This is a genomic window from Pseudonocardia sp. ICBG1293 (genome assembly GCF_020131355.1).
In the GTDB taxonomy this organism is placed as follows: domain Bacteria; phylum Actinomycetota; class Actinomycetes; order Mycobacteriales; family Pseudonocardiaceae; genus Pseudonocardia.
In genome coordinates this window covers 161,362-174,440 of record NZ_JAHLEL010000051.1, presented here as the reverse complement: position 1 = coordinate 174,440, position 13,079 = coordinate 161,362, and the positions used below count along the sequence as shown (strand labels likewise).

General features: G+C 75.0%; 11 protein-coding genes and 1 pseudogene. 4 read left to right on the top strand and 8 right to left on the bottom strand.

Annotated features, from left to right (window positions below):
* Nucleotides 1–584: 584 nt before the first annotated feature.
* From couO to KPF47_RS26755, 7 genes and pseudogenes are all read right to left on the bottom strand, one after another.
* On the bottom strand, nt 585–1,457 hold the full coding sequence (couO, locus tag KPF47_RS26785; protein WP_224391595.1) for a 4-hydroxyphenyl-beta-ketoacyl-CoA hydrolase: 873 nt from the start codon (nt 1,455–1,457) through the stop codon (nt 585–587).
* A 14-nt stretch (nt 1,458–1,471) separates the two neighbouring features.
* Entirely contained in the window at nt 1,472–1,861 is a 390-nt protein-coding gene (locus tag KPF47_RS26780) for a 3-hydroxyacyl-CoA dehydrogenase family protein (RefSeq protein WP_224391942.1), read from the bottom strand.
* A gap of 66 nt (nt 1,862–1,927) precedes the next feature.
* A pseudogene (locus KPF47_RS26775) lies at nt 1,928–2,361 on the bottom strand (3-hydroxyacyl-CoA dehydrogenase NAD-binding domain-containing protein); the annotation flags it as partial.
* Nucleotides 2,362–2,414: 53 nt separating this feature from the next.
* Nucleotides 2,415–4,361 (bottom strand): acetoacetate--CoA ligase, encoded by a 1,947-nt coding sequence (locus KPF47_RS26770; RefSeq protein ID WP_224391594.1) that lies wholly within the window; start codon nt 4,359–4,361, stop codon nt 2,415–2,417.
* Nucleotides 4,358–5,149 (bottom strand): crotonase/enoyl-CoA hydratase family protein, encoded by a 792-nt coding sequence (locus KPF47_RS26765; protein ID WP_224391593.1) that lies wholly within the window; start codon nt 5,147–5,149, stop codon nt 4,358–4,360. The genes KPF47_RS26770 and KPF47_RS26765 overlap by 4 nt, the downstream gene beginning before the upstream one ends.
* Nucleotides 5,146–6,654: a long-chain fatty acid--CoA ligase gene (locus KPF47_RS26760; protein WP_224391592.1), complete on the bottom strand. Its 1,509-nt coding sequence runs from the start codon at nt 6,652–6,654 to the stop codon at nt 5,146–5,148. The genes KPF47_RS26765 and KPF47_RS26760 overlap by 4 nt, the downstream gene beginning before the upstream one ends.
* Nucleotides 6,655–6,711: 57 nt before the next feature.
* Nucleotides 6,712–7,191 carry a MarR family winged helix-turn-helix transcriptional regulator gene (locus KPF47_RS26755; RefSeq protein ID WP_224391591.1) on the bottom strand — a complete coding sequence of 160 codons (480 nt, stop codon included), beginning with the start codon at nt 7,189–7,191 and terminating at the stop codon, nt 6,712–6,714.
* An 85-nt stretch (nt 7,192–7,276) separates the two neighbouring features.
* Here KPF47_RS26755 and KPF47_RS26750 point away from each other — a divergent pair, with 85 nt between their 5' ends.
* Nucleotides 7,277–8,608 carry an MFS transporter gene (locus tag KPF47_RS26750; protein WP_224391590.1) on the top strand — a complete coding sequence of 444 codons (1,332 nt, stop codon included), beginning with the start codon at nt 7,277–7,279 and terminating at the stop codon, nt 8,606–8,608.
* 90 nt (nt 8,609–8,698) lie between these two features.
* Here the strand turns inward: KPF47_RS26750 and KPF47_RS26745 are convergent, their stop codons facing one another.
* Nucleotides 8,699–10,165 carry a DHA2 family efflux MFS transporter permease subunit gene (locus tag KPF47_RS26745; RefSeq protein WP_224391589.1) on the bottom strand — a complete coding sequence of 489 codons (1,467 nt, stop codon included), beginning with the start codon at nt 10,163–10,165 and terminating at the stop codon, nt 8,699–8,701.
* A 147-nt stretch (nt 10,166–10,312) separates the two neighbouring features.
* On the opposite strand from KPF47_RS26745, the gene KPF47_RS26740 reads away from it, so the two are divergent.
* From KPF47_RS26740 to KPF47_RS26730, 3 genes are all read left to right on the top strand, one after another.
* Nucleotides 10,313–11,386, top strand: a complete 1,074-nt coding sequence (locus KPF47_RS26740; protein WP_224391586.1) for an NAD(P)/FAD-dependent oxidoreductase — start codon at nt 10,313–10,315, stop codon at nt 11,384–11,386.
* A 97-nt stretch (nt 11,387–11,483) separates the two neighbouring features.
* A complete protein-coding gene (gene idi / locus KPF47_RS26735; RefSeq protein WP_224391584.1) occupies nt 11,484–12,023 on the top strand; it encodes an isopentenyl-diphosphate Delta-isomerase in 540 nt (179 codons plus the stop codon).
* Nucleotides 12,024–12,047: 24 nt separating this feature from the next.
* Nucleotides 12,048–13,043 carry a small ribosomal subunit Rsm22 family protein gene (locus tag KPF47_RS26730; protein ID WP_224391582.1) on the top strand — a complete coding sequence of 332 codons (996 nt, stop codon included), beginning with the start codon at nt 12,048–12,050 and terminating at the stop codon, nt 13,041–13,043.
* Nucleotides 13,044–13,079: the final 36 nt, after the last annotated feature.

Here is a 13,079-nt window from a genome sequence, read left to right as displayed (position 1 = left end):
CGGGCGGTCGAGGAGGAGCTCGGGGCGCTGGGGCGGGCCCGTGGCTACCGCGGCTGCGGGCCCCGTGGCGGGGACGGCGTGCGGCGGAGCGCGGGCGCGCCCCGGGAGCCGGGCGCGGTCAGGCGACGGAACAGAGCGCGCTCGCCTGGCGGCGCAGATCGACGTGGCGCCGAACCGCGAACCGGGGGACGAGGTGCATGGGAGGAAGTGTGCAGACCCGTTCGGAGTAACCGGCGACCGGCCCTGTCCACATCATGGGACCGGGACCGGTTCGGCGCGAAACGGGGCACGGAACGTGACCTGGGCTACTCCGGGCGAGCCCGGACGGTCCGCACGAGACCGCCCGAAACGGCAACCATCAATCACCCGATCGTGTCAACGACGTCGGGAACCGGATCGCTCCACGCCGCTGACCTGCGACGACGTCGCCGCCGATGATCTCCCCGAGAAGGAGTCCGGACATCCGGTCGTCCGGTGGGGGCCGTCGCGGGCCGGATCCGGCGCCCCACGACGGTCCGGGCGCCGGTCGCGACGACCGAGGGGTCCGGTACCGGATGCGGCACCGGCCCCCTCACCGGGGCCGATCACCCCAGGCCGAGCACCCGCACGGCGTTGTCCTTGAGGATCAGCGGACGGACCTCGGGCCTGATCTCCTGCGTCTCGAGGTCGGCGAGCCAGCGGTCCGGTGTGATGACCGGGTAGTCCGACCCGAACAGCACCTTGCGGCGCAGCATGGTGTTCGCCGCCCGCACCAGCTGCGGGGGGAAGTACTTCGGCGACCAGCCGGACAGGTCGATGTAGACGTTGGACTTGTGGGTGGCGATGGAGATCGCCTCGTCCTGCCACGGCACCGACGGGTGCGCCATGATCACGGTGAGGCCGGGGTGGTCGGCGGCGACGTCGTCGAGCAGCATCGGGTTCGAGTACCGCAGCTTGATCCCGCGCCCGCCCGGCAGCCCGGCGCCGATCCCGGTCTGTCCGGTGTGGAACAGCGCGGGCACGCCGAGTTCGGCGATGGCCTCGTAGAGCGGGTAGAAGCGCACGTCGTTCGGCTCGAACGCCTGCAGGCTGGGATGGAACTTGAAGCCGCGGACCCCGTGCTCGGTGACCAGCCGCCGGGCACGGGCGACCGCGGCCTTGCCGGTGTGCGGGTCGACCGAGCCGAACGGGATCAGGATGTCGTCGTGCGCGGCCGCCGCGTCGGCGATCTCCTCGCTGGACAGCGGCGGGTGGCCGGTTCCCGACGGCGCGTCGACGGTGAACACCACCGCGGCGATCCGCCGCGACCGGTAGTGCTCGGCGATCGCGTCGATGGTCGGGGTGCGGTCCTGGTCGGCCTTGAAGTACTTGGCCGAGGCGTCGAGCAGCTCCTGGTCGAGAGCGAGACAGCCGTGGCCGTCCTGCTCGACGTGGACGTGCACGTCGATCGCGTCGACGGCGGCGGGGTCGATGGGCATGCGGGGAACCTCCGTCAGGGGAGCTCGGTACGGGACTTGGCCTCGAGCAGTGCGGCGAGGACGGTGTCGCGGCGGGCGGCGAGCTCGGGGCCGTCGAGGCCGTCCAGCGCGTCGCGGACGCCGTCGACCAGCGTCGTGGCCAGCTCGGGGGTGAGCGTGACCTGTCCGAGGTCGCGCCACCACCGCTCGGTGGGCGGACCGAGGTGCTCCAGGATGTGCGCGAGGCCGCCGGGGCCTCCGGACAGGTGCTGGTTGGCGAACGGCCCGAGCACGGCCCAGCGCAGGCCGGGCCCGTGGGAGATGGCGGCGTCGACGTCGGCGACCGTGGCCACACCGCGCTCGACCAGCGAGTACGCCTCCTGCCACAACGCGGCCTGCAGCCGGTTGGCCAGGTGACCGGGCACCTCGGCCCGCAGCCGGACGGGCCGTCTGCCCAGCGCGGTGTAGAACGCCGTCGCGGTGTCCACCGCGGCCTCCGCGGTCCGCTCCCCCGGCACGACCTCGACCAGCGGGATGACCTGCGGCGGGTTGAAGGGGTGCCCGACGAGCACCCGCTCGGGGTGACGGGCGGCGCCGCGGGCGATGCTCGTCGGGAGCAGGCCCGAGGAGCTGGAGGCGAGGACGACGCCGGGGCCGCGGCCTCGTCCAGCTCGGCGAACAGGGCGTGCTTGAGGTCCTCGCGCTCGGGGCCGTTCTCCTGGACGAACCCGGCGGGCCCGGCCGCGGCGCCGGCGCTCGTGGCGAACACCAGGTTCTGCACCGGCAGCGGGCCCGCGTGGCCGGGGAACGGGCCGAGCGCGGCGAGGTCGGCGCGCAGCCGGTCCTCCGCGTCCGGGGCGGGGTCGAAGGCGCGCACGTGCAGCCCGTGGGCCAGGAACAGCGCCGTCCAGCCGACGCCGATCACCCCCGTCCCGACGACGGCGACGGTGCCGACCCCGGCCGCGGTGCCGGGCGCGCTCACGCCGACGCCCCGGAGGCGGGACGGACGAACGCGTCGAGCGCGGTGGGGTCGGCGAGCACGTCGCGGGAGGCGACGTCGTCGACGGCGGCGCCGAGCAGGATCCGTTTCACGGGGACCTCCAGCTTCTTGCCCGTGCGGTTGCGCGGCACGACCGGCACGGCCTCGATCCGGTCCGGCACGTGGCGCGGGGTGAGCTCGCCGCGCAGCGCGGTGCGGATCCGGGTGACGAGGGCGTCGTCGAGGACGGCGCCCTCGGCGGTCTGCACGAACAGCAGCAGCTCGCCGTTGCCGCCCGCGGGGTCCTCCAGGTGCACCACGAGCGAGTCGTCGACCTCGGGCAGCTCCTCCACGACGCGGTAGAACTCGGCCGTCCCCAGCCGCACCCCGCCCCGGTTGAGGGTGTCGTCGGAACGGCCCGCGACGACCGCGGAGCCGGCGGCGGAGAAGCGGACCCAGTCGCCGTGCCGCCACACCCCGGGCCAGGTGGCGAAGTAGGTGTCGCGGTAGCGGGTGCCGTCGTCGTCGCCCCAGAAGCCGACGGGCATCGACGGCATCGGGCCCCGGATGACGAGCTCGCCGAGCTCGCCGACGACCGGGTGGCCCGCGTCGTCGACGGCGGCGGCGTCGACGCCGAGGCAGGGTCCCGATATCTCGCCGGACCACACCGGCTGGAACGGGCTGCCCTGCACGATGCCCGAACAGACGTCGGTGCCGCCGCTGCCGACGTTGAGCAGGACGTCGGGGCCGAACTCCTCGGCCACCCAGCGGTAGCCCTCGGGCGGCAGCGGGCTCCCCGCGGCGCCGATCTGGCGGACCGCGGACAGGTCGTGCTCGGCGGCCGGGTGCAGGCCCGCCGCGCGCGAGGCCATGAGGAAGCCGGGGCTCGCGCCCACCAGCGTCGCCCCGGTCTCCGCGGCGAGGCGCCACTGCCACCCGAGGTCGGGGTGGGCGGGGTTGCCGTCGATCAGCACGATCGACGCCTGCCGCAGCAGCCCGGAGACCAGCGCGTTCCACATCATCCAGGCGGTCGTGGAGTACCAGAGGATCCGGTCGCCGGGGCCGAGGTCCCAGCTCAGGGCGTGGTTCTTGAGGTGCTCGAGCAGGATGCCGCCGTGCCCGTGCACGATCGCCTTGGGCAGCCCGGTGGTGCCGGAGGAGAACAGCACGCACAGCGGGTGGTCGAACGGGACCGGCTCGGCACCGGGCTCCGGGTCGGCGGCCAGCAGCTCGTCCCAGGACAGCGCGTCGGGCACGGCGTGCGGCCCGTAGGGCACCGCGACGACGTGGCGCACGGACGGGAGCCCGGCGCGGATCGCGGCGACCTCGTCGCGGCGGTCGACGTCGCGCCCGGCCCAGCCGTAGCCACCGACGGTGAGCAGCACGACCGGGTCGAGCTGGCCGAACCGGTCGAGCACGCTGCGCGGGCCGAACTCGGGTGCGCAGCTCGTCCAGACCGCGCCGAGCGACGCGGTCGCCAGGAACGCGACGACGGTCTCGGGTAGGTTCGGCAGGTACGCCGCGACCCGGTCGCCGCGCCCGACACCGAGCCTGCGCAGACCGGCCCGGGCCCGGGCGACCTGCTCGCGCAGCCCGCCCCAGGTGAGCTCGACCCGCTCGCGGGTCTGCGAGTACGCGACGACGGCGGTCTGGTCCTCCGGCCCGTCCAGGGCGTGCCCGGCGTAGTTCAGGGTCGCGCCGGGGAACCACTCGGCACCCGGCATCCCCCGGTTCCCGAGCACCGCCCGGGGCGGGGTGTCGAACCGCACGCCGAGGTGGCTCGCGACCGCGGACCAGAACGCCTCGGGCTCGGTCACCGACCACCGGTGCAGGGCGGGGTAGTCGTCGAGGGTCCGGCCGTGCTCGCGCTCGACGGCGGTGACGAACCGGCCGATCTCGGTGGTCTCCCGGACGTCGGCGGCGACGGGACGCAGCAGCTCGCTCACCGGCGCACCTTCCCGCCGCGGCCGTCGAGGAAGGCCCGCATCCGTTCCTGGGCCTCGGCGCTCGACGAGGCGACGGCGGCGACCAGCGACTCCATCATGAAGCCGTGGTCCGGGGACGCCTCGGCGATCCGCGGCAGCGCCTGGAGCACCGCGACGTTGGTGATCGCGGAGTTCCCGGCGACGGTGCGGGCCAGTTCGCAGGCGCGCGCCAGTCCCTCCCCCGGGCCGGCGCGGTAGTGCGACAGGCCCAGGGCGTGGCCCTCGTCGGCGTCGAGGACGCGGCCGGTCAGCATCATGTCGGTCATCCGGTGCACACCGACCAGCCGTGGCACCCGCACCGACCCGCCGCCACCGACGAACAGGCCGTGCTGGCCCTCGGGCAGCGCGTAGAACGTGGAGTCCTCGGCGACCCGCAGATGGGTGGCCGAGGCCAGCTCCAGTCCGCCGCCGACGACGGCCCCCTTGAGCACCGAGACCACCGGCAGGCGCCCCTCGGCGAGCCGGGCGAACGCGCGGTGCCACATCCGGGAGTGCTCCATCGCCGCGACGACGTCGCGGTCGCCGAGCTCGGACAGGTCCAGGCCGGCGCAGAAGTGGTCGCCCTCGGCGTCGAGGACGACGGCGCGCACCCCCTCCGGTGGCCGGGCGAAGAACTCCTCGATGCCGAGCACGGTGGCGTCGTCCAGCGCGTTGCGCTTGCGCGGCCGGGACAGCCGCAGCACGGCCACCTCGTCGTCCAGTTCCACGGTCAGCGACTCGGGCAGCGACTGCACGACGGCGGGGTTCACGACAACTCCTCGGCGCCGGCCGCGGCCGTACGCAGGTCGACGCGCCGGACCTTGCCGGACGCGTTGCGGGGCAGCTCGTCGACGAACCGCACGTACTTCGGGACCTTGTAGCGGGCCAGCCGCCCGGCGAGCAGTGTCTGCACGGCCTCGGCGTCCAGGGCGGCGCCGGGGCGCAGCTGCACGTAGGCGGCACCGACCTCGCCCCAGCGCTCGTCGGGCACCCCGACGACGGCACAGTCCGCGATGTCGGGGTGGGTGACGGCGACCGCCTCCACCTCGGCCGGGTACACGTTCTCCCCGCCGGAGATGATCATGTCCTTGACCCGGTCGACGGCGAACGCCCAGCCGTCGGACCCGGCGCGGAGCACGTCACCGGTGCGGAACCACTCCCCGCGACGCGACGCCGCGGTCTCGTCGGGCCGGTTCCAGTAGCCGGGGCTGACGTGCGGGCCACACACGAGCAGCTCACCGGGCTCGTCGTCGAGCGGGACGAGCCGGCCGTCGCGCTCGACGGCCACGTCGGTGAAGAAGTGCGGCACCCCGACCGAGGTCGGGGGGTGCGCGCCCGTGCCGTCGCGGGTCGCCATGTGCACGCCGGGGGCGGCCTCGGTCATCCCGTAGCCCTGCTGCAGCGCGACCCCGCGCTCCAGCCACGCCCGGGCCACCCGCTCCTGCACCGGGGAGCCGCCGTAGACCACGGTGCGCAGCGACGTCAGGTCGGTGGCCGCGAACGACGGTGCCTCGCACGGCATCTGCAGCATCGTCGGGACCGCGGCGAAGCTGGTGATCCGGGCCTCGGCGATCCGGCCCAGGACCACCGCCGGGTCGAACCGTGCGGCGAGCTCCACGCTGCCGCCCTTGAACAGCGTGGGCAACGTGACCTGGGACAGGCCGACGCAGTGGAACAGCGGCGAGATGCACAGCGTGCGCTCGTCGGAGCAGACGTCGACGTGGGCGAGCTGGTTGACGGTGTTCCAGGTCAGGTTGCCGTGGGTCAGCACGGCCGCCTTCGGACGACCGGTGGTGCCGGAGGTGTAGAGCAGCACCGCCGGGTCGTCGAGACCGGCGCCGGCGTCGTCGCGGGCGGGCCCGCGGGCCAGGTCCTCGACACCACGGACCACCGGGACCGACGGGGCGGTCGCGGCGACGAGGTCGTCGGCGTCGGCGCCGTGGACGAGCAGTGCGGCCCCGCAGTCGTCGAGCATGTAGCCGATCTCGGCGGGCGCCAGGCGGTGGTTCAGCGGGACCGCGACCGCGCCGAGCCGCCACGCGGCGAAGAACGTCTCCAGGGTGGCGACGGCGTTCACCCCGAGCCAGGCGACCCGGTCGCCCGGCCCGATGCCCCGCTCCGCCAGGCCGCCCGCGATCCGGGCGACACGCTCGGCCAGCTCGGCGTGGTCGACCGCACGGTCCCCGTCGGACAGGGCCGGGGCGTGCGGACTGATCCGCGCCCGGCGGGCGGGCCAGGTGCCCAGCCCGAGGCCGGGACCGGTGATCGGACTCATGGGGCTCCCTCGCTCCTCGATATCAAGTAGCTTGATAGCAAGGTGCTTGGCATGCGGTCAAGCATCGCCGTCCGGCGGGATCGGGTCGCGACCGGCCAGCGCGGCGAGACAGCGGTCGAGGGCGTCCGCGAACACCTCGGCCTGCTCCGGCTCCAGCGCGTCGAGCATCCGGCACTCGACGACCCCGGCCGCGCCGTGGCACCCGGCCAGCGTCGCGTCGCCGTGCGGGGTGAGCCAGACCTGCAGGATCCGGCGGTTGTCCGGGGCCGGGCGGCGCTCGACGAAGCCGTCACGCTCCATCGCCGCCACGAGCTGCTGCATCGCCTGGGGGGTCACGAAGTGCCGCCGTGCGAGCTGGGCCGAGGACAGCCCGCCACGGCGTTCCAGCACGCTCAGCGCGGTGTACTGGGCCAGCGTCACGCCCAGCGGGCGCAACGCCTCCTCCATCCGGGCCCGTTCGGCCATCTCCAGGCGCTTGACCAGGTAGGTCAGCCGCTGTCCGCGCGCCCCCGTCGGTACCGCCGCCGCATCCGTCACGTGTGCGATCCTAACGACCGCGGCACTGATCACAAGGTTCTTGCTATAAAGCTGCTTTCCATTCCACCGATGGCAGGGAGCTGCGATGACGCACCCCCGGTTCTCCCAGACCCAACGCCGGCGCGCCGTCCTGTCGAGCTATCTCGGCAGCCTGATCGAGTACTACGACTTCCTGCTGTACGCGACGGCGTCGGCCGTGGTGTTCAACGCGGTGTTCTTCTCCGACCTCGACCCGCTGGTCGGCACGGTCGCCGCCTTCGGGACGCTGGCCACCGGCTACCTGGCCCGCCCGATCGGCGGCATCGTGTTCGGCCACTTCGGGGACCGCGTCGGGCGCAAGAAGATGCTGGTGATCAGCATGGTCGTGATGGGGGTGGCGAGCACCCTGATCGGCCTGCTGCCGACCTACGCGCAGGTCGGCGCGCTGGCCCCGGTGCTGCTGATCGTCCTGCGCGTCGTGCAGGGCATCGCGGTGGGCGGCGAGTGGGGCGGCGCGGTGCTGATGTCGGCCGAGCACGCGTCGTCGCGACGCGGGCTGTGGGCGAGCTTCACCAACGCGGGCGCACCCAGCGGCATGGTGCTCTCGACGCTGGTGCTGGCGCTGTCGGCGTCGCTGACCGGGGACGCGTTCCTCACCTGGGGCTGGCGGATCCCGTTCCTGCTGAGCGTGGTGCTGCTGGGCATCGGCCTGTTCGTCCGGCTGTCGGTCACCGAGACCCCGGTGTTCGCCGCCGCGGCCGCCGCGACGCCGACGACGCCCGCCCGCGCGCCGCTGCTGGAGGTGCTGTCCCGGCCGCGCAACCTGCTGCTCGCCGTCGGTGTCGGGTTCGGGGCGTTCGTGGCGCAGGGAACGCTCACCACGTTCCTCATCTCCTACTCGGTCGGTGCCGGGTTCGAGCGCCAGACCGTGCTGAACGCACTGACCCTGTCCTCCGTGGTCGCCATCGTGGGCATCATCGGGTTCTCCGCGCTGTCGGACCGGGTCGGACGACGACCGGTCGTCCTGGGCGGGGCGGTGGCCACCGGACTGTGGTGCATCGCGATCTTCCCGATGATCGACACCGGTTCGGCCGTGCTGCTGACCCTGGCCGTGGTGGTCGGGCAGGGCGTGACGCACGCGGCCTGGTTCGGGCCGTCCGCGGCGCTGTACTCCGAGATGTTCTCCACCGGCTCGCGCTACACCGGCGCGTCACTGGGCTACCAGATCTCCGGGATGGGCGCGGGCCTGTCCCCGGCGCTGTTCGCGTCGCTGCAGGCCGCCGGGTTCGGCACCGGGCTGCTCTCGGCGGTCATCGTGGTGCTCGCGCTGGTCTCGGTCGGGTCGGTGCTCGCACTGCGCGAGACCTCCCGCGACGGGCTGACCGGCCCGGAGGTCCCCGCACCCGCGGGGACCACCGAGGACGCGGCCACCCGCTGACCCGCCCCGTCGCGGGAACCGGCACCCCTCCACCCGCTGGAGCGGTCCGTCACCTGCCCCGGCACCCCGCGCGCGGGGTGCCGGGCGACGTCACGGGGCGCCGCGGCGGGCCGGGGCGTCCTGCGCGGCCCCGGTGGGGGCGGGCAGGCGGGCCGCCGCGACCGCGACGGCCACCGTCACCAGCGACACGACCGCCGCGACCAGGAACGCCGCGTGCACGCCGGCCGCGTCGACCCCGGCGCCGGCCGAGGCCAGCGTCATCACGGTGATGAACAGCGCCGTCCCCGCCGCGCCGGCGACCTGCTGGAGCGTGGTGAGGATGGCGCTGCCGTGCGAGTACAGCTCGCCCGGCAGCGAGCCCAGCGCGTCGGTCATCAGCGGCGTGAACATCAGCGCCAGCGCCGCGGACAGGCCCACGTGCAGCAGCACCACCAGCAGGATCGGGGTGTCCGCGCCCAGCGTGGTGAACCCCCACATCACGACCGCGAGCAACACCGAGCCGGGCAGCACCAGCGGACGCGCGCCGAGCCGGTCGTAGGCCCGGCCGACGAACGGGCCCAGCAGTCCCATCACCAGCCCGCCCGGGAGTACCACCAGCCCGGCGACGAACGCGCTGTCGCCCAGCACCTCCTGGATGTAGAGCGGCAGCAGGATGATCGCGCCGAACAGCGACATGAATCCGGTCGCGACGAGCACCAGCGACAGCGAGTACCGGCGGACCGCGAACGGGCGCAGGTCCAGCAGCGGCGCCGTGCCGGTGCCGCGCTGCAGCCGGATCTGGCGGTGCACGAACACCGCCAGCGCCACCGCACCGAGCACCAGCGGGACCCAGGGCGGGACCGCGGCGTGCGTACCCCCGGCCGCGGACTCACCGATCGCGGACAGCCCGTAGACGATCCCGGAGAACGCGACCGCCGAGATCAGCACCGAGGTGACGTCGAGCGGGGAGCGCGTGGTCTGCGCGGCCACCCGCAGCCGGAGCGCCCCCGCGAGGAGGGCGACCAGGGCGATCGGCAGCACGATCCAGAACATCCAGCGCCAGCCCAGCGCGGACAGGATCACCCCGGACAGCGTCGGGCCGACCGCGGGCGCCACGGCGATGACGATCGAGATCGTGCCCATGGTCTGCCCGCGGCGGCTCGCCGGGACCAGGCGCAGGATCGTGGTCATGAGCAGCGGGATCATCACCGCGGTGCCGGTGGCCTGCACGACCCGCCCGGCCAGCAGGAACCCGAACGCCGGCGCGATCGCACACAGCAGGGTGCCGGTGCTGAACAGCCCCATCGAGGCGAGGTACACCGAGCGCGGCGGGAACCGCCCCAGCAGGTAACCGGTGATCGGGATGACCACCGCCATCGTCAACAGGAAACCGCTGGTCAGCCACTGCGCGGTGGCCGGGGTGACCCGCAGGTCGGCGATCAGCGCCGGCAACGCCACGCTCATGATCGTCTCGTTCAGGATCATCACGAAGGCCGAGCCGACCAGCAGCGCGATGATCAGCAGGGCTCCGGCGGGCAGTCGCCCGGCGTCGCGGCCGGCAGCCGGCTCGGTGGTCACAGCGTGGTCCTCTCCGACGTGACGGGCGTGCCCACCCGCGGTGGCGGCCGGGCGGCCGGCCGGCGGGGTGGCGGTGCGCGAGTGGACCACGGCCTCCCGGGCGGTGGCGAACCGTTTCCGCCCCCGGCGGGGAGGGAGAATGACGCCATGTCCACCTACGACGTCGTCGTGGTCGGTGCCGGTCCGGCCGGCTGTGCCGCGGCGCTCAACGTGCTGCGGCTGCGCCCGGCGGCGTCGGTGCTGCTGCTCGACGCCGCGGCCTTCCCCCGCGACAAGACCTGCGGCGACGGCGTCGCGGCCGAGGTGTTCGACCTGCTCGACGAGCTCGGCGCCACCGGGATCCGGACGCTCGGCGTCGCGGCGCCGCGGCTGCGCCTGCGCACCGCGGCGGGCCGGGTCGTGCACCGCACCGCTCCCCGGCCGAACCGGGTCGTCCCGCGGCTGGAGCTCGACGCCGCGCTGGTCGGGGCGGCCGTCGCGGCCGGGGCCGAGCTGCGGCGCCACCGGGTCCGCACCCTGGTCCCGCACGGCGACCGGGTGCTGCTCGACGACGACATCGCGGCCCGGGTCGTGATCGGCGCCGACGGCGCCCACTCGGTGGTCCGCCGCGCGCTCGGCGCGCCGGGCGTGCCGCCGTCGTCGACGGCGGTGGCGATCCGCGGGTACGCCCCGGTCGCCGCCGAGCCCGGCACGCTGTCGATCGAGTACGCCGGCGGCACCGTCCCGGCCTACGCCTGGTCGTTCCCGATCGCGGGTGGTGGCGCGAACGTGGGCTACGGCGTGTTCGACGAGCGCGGCGCCGGGAACCGTGCGGCGCTGCTGGAGCGGCTCGCCGCGCTGCTGCCCGGCCAGCAACCCGACCCGGCGACGCTGCGCGCGCACCACCTGCCGCTGTCCACCGCGCCCCGCTTCCAGCCCGACGGGCGGGTGCTGCTGGCCGGCGACGCCGCGGCGAAGGTGAACCCGCTGACCGGCGAGGGGATCTTCGACGCCGTCGCCTCCGGGATCCTGGCCGGCCGCAACGCGCTGCGCGGCGACGACGCGGGCGCCGCGATCGGCGCCGCCGCGCGGCACCAGCGGGTGTTCGACTGCGCGGTCGGGCTGGGGCTGGCACGCGGCACGGTCTCCCCCACCGCGCTCGCGGTCGTCGCCGCCCACCTGCCGGGTGCCGCGCTCGCCGGTGTGGTCCGGCGCCGGGGAGCCGCCCGCCCCGGCGTCTGAGCCGCGGCCGTCCGGTAACCCGGGCCGCCCGCCCCCGGCGTGTGAGCCGGCGCCGGCCGACGGGCCTCCACGGCCGGGCTCCGGTAGACAGGACGGCATGGAACAGGTCGTGCTGCTGGATGACGACGGCAACCCGGTCGGCGTCGCGGACAAGGCCACCGTGCACGGTGCGACCACCCCGCGACACCTGGCGTTCTCCTGCTACGGGGTCGACGACTCCGGCCGCCTGCTGGTGACCCGGCGGGCCCGGACCAAGAAGGCCTTCCCACTGGTCTGGACCAACACCTGCTGCGGTCACCCCGCCCCCGGTGAGGACATGGCCGACGCGGTGCACCGCAGGCTGGCCGACGAGCTGGGCATCCGCGCGACCGAGCTGCGGGTGGTGCTGCCGGACTTCAGCTACCGCGCGTCGCAGGACGGGATCGAGGAGAACGAGCTCTGCCCGGTGTTCGTCGCCCGGATCACCGGCGAGCCCGAGCCGCGCCCCGACGAGGTCGAGGACGTGGCCTGGTGGAGCTGGTCGCGCTTCCGCGCCGCCGCCGACGACCCGGCGTCGGGGCTGTCGCCGTGGGCGCGGCTGCAGGCCCCGCTGCTCGACGCGCTGGCCGACCCGCTGCTGGTCGGCGCCCGGGGCTGAGCACCGGGCTGGTGGAATGGGGCGGTGGTCCCCGACCTGTCCCCCGACCTGTCCGGCGCGCTGGCCGCCGCCCTCGACGACGCGCTCGACCGCGTCCCCGCCGCGCGGCTCGCGCCGGTCGTCGGCCGGCTGATCCGCGACTACCGCAGCGGCACGGTGCCGACCGCGCCGATCCTGCGCACCGACGACGACGCGGCCGCCTACGCCGCGTACCGGATGCCCGCCACGCACGCGGCGGTCCTCGACGTGCTGGAGCGGGCGGCCGCGCGGGTGCCGGAGCCGGCGTCGCTGCTCGACCTCGGCGGCGGGACCGGTGCCGCGGTGTGGGCGGCGGCGCAGGTGTGGCCGTCGCTGCAGCGGGCCACCGTGCTGGAGGCGGCCACGCCCGCCCGGGCGCTGGGCCGCAGGCTCGCGGGCGGGGCGCCGTCGGCGCTGCTGCGCGGGACGCGCTGGGAGGCCGCGGTGCTCGGCACCGCCCCGGCGCTGCCGGACACCGACCTGCTGACCGCCTGCTACCTGCTCGGGGAGCTGCCGGTCCCGGTGCGCGACGCCGTGGTCGACGCCGCGGCCCGGGCCGCGCGGGTGGTCGTGCTCGTCGAGCCGGGGACGCCGGCCGGGCACGCCCGCATCCTCGACGCGCGCACCCGCCTGCTCGCCGCGGGCCTGACCGTCGCCGCGCCCTGCCCGCACGACGGCGCCTGCCCGGTGACCGGCGACGACTGGTGCCACTTCGCCGTCCGGGTCGGACGCAGCTCGCGGCACCGGGTGCTGAAGGCGGGTTCACTGGGTCACGAGGACGAGAAGTTCTCCTACGTCGTCGCCGTCCGTGACGAGGACGGCAGCGCCGGGCGGGCCCCGGGCCGGGTGGTGCGGCATCCGCAGACCCGCAAGGGACTGGTGACGCTACGTGTCTGCGGGGCGGACGGGACGCTGCGGGACACCCCCGTCCCGCGCAGTCGCCAGGAGCTGTTCCGGCACGCCCGTGACACCGCGTGGGGCGACGCCTGGCCACCCGGGTGAGCCCTCCGGGTTGCTCGCAAGCGGGGGAGGCGAACA

What these genes read in the sequence shown, in the direction of transcription:
- couO (WP_224391595.1), bottom strand. Translation starts at nt 1,457, where the DNA reads ATGCCCATCGACCCCGCCGCCGTCGACGCGATCGACGTGCACGTCCAC.
- KPF47_RS26760 (WP_224391592.1), bottom strand. Translation starts at nt 6,654, where the DNA reads ATGAGTCCGATCACCGGTCCCGGCCTCGGGCTGGGCACCTGGCCCGCC.
- KPF47_RS26750 (WP_224391590.1), top strand. Translation starts at nt 7,277, where the DNA reads ATGACGCACCCCCGGTTCTCCCAGACCCAACGCCGGCGCGCCGTCCTG.
- KPF47_RS26740 (WP_224391586.1), top strand. Translation starts at nt 10,313, where the DNA reads ATGTCCACCTACGACGTCGTCGTGGTCGGTGCCGGTCCGGCCGGCTGT.
- idi (WP_224391584.1), top strand. Translation starts at nt 11,484, where the DNA reads ATGGAACAGGTCGTGCTGCTGGATGACGACGGCAACCCGGTCGGCGTC.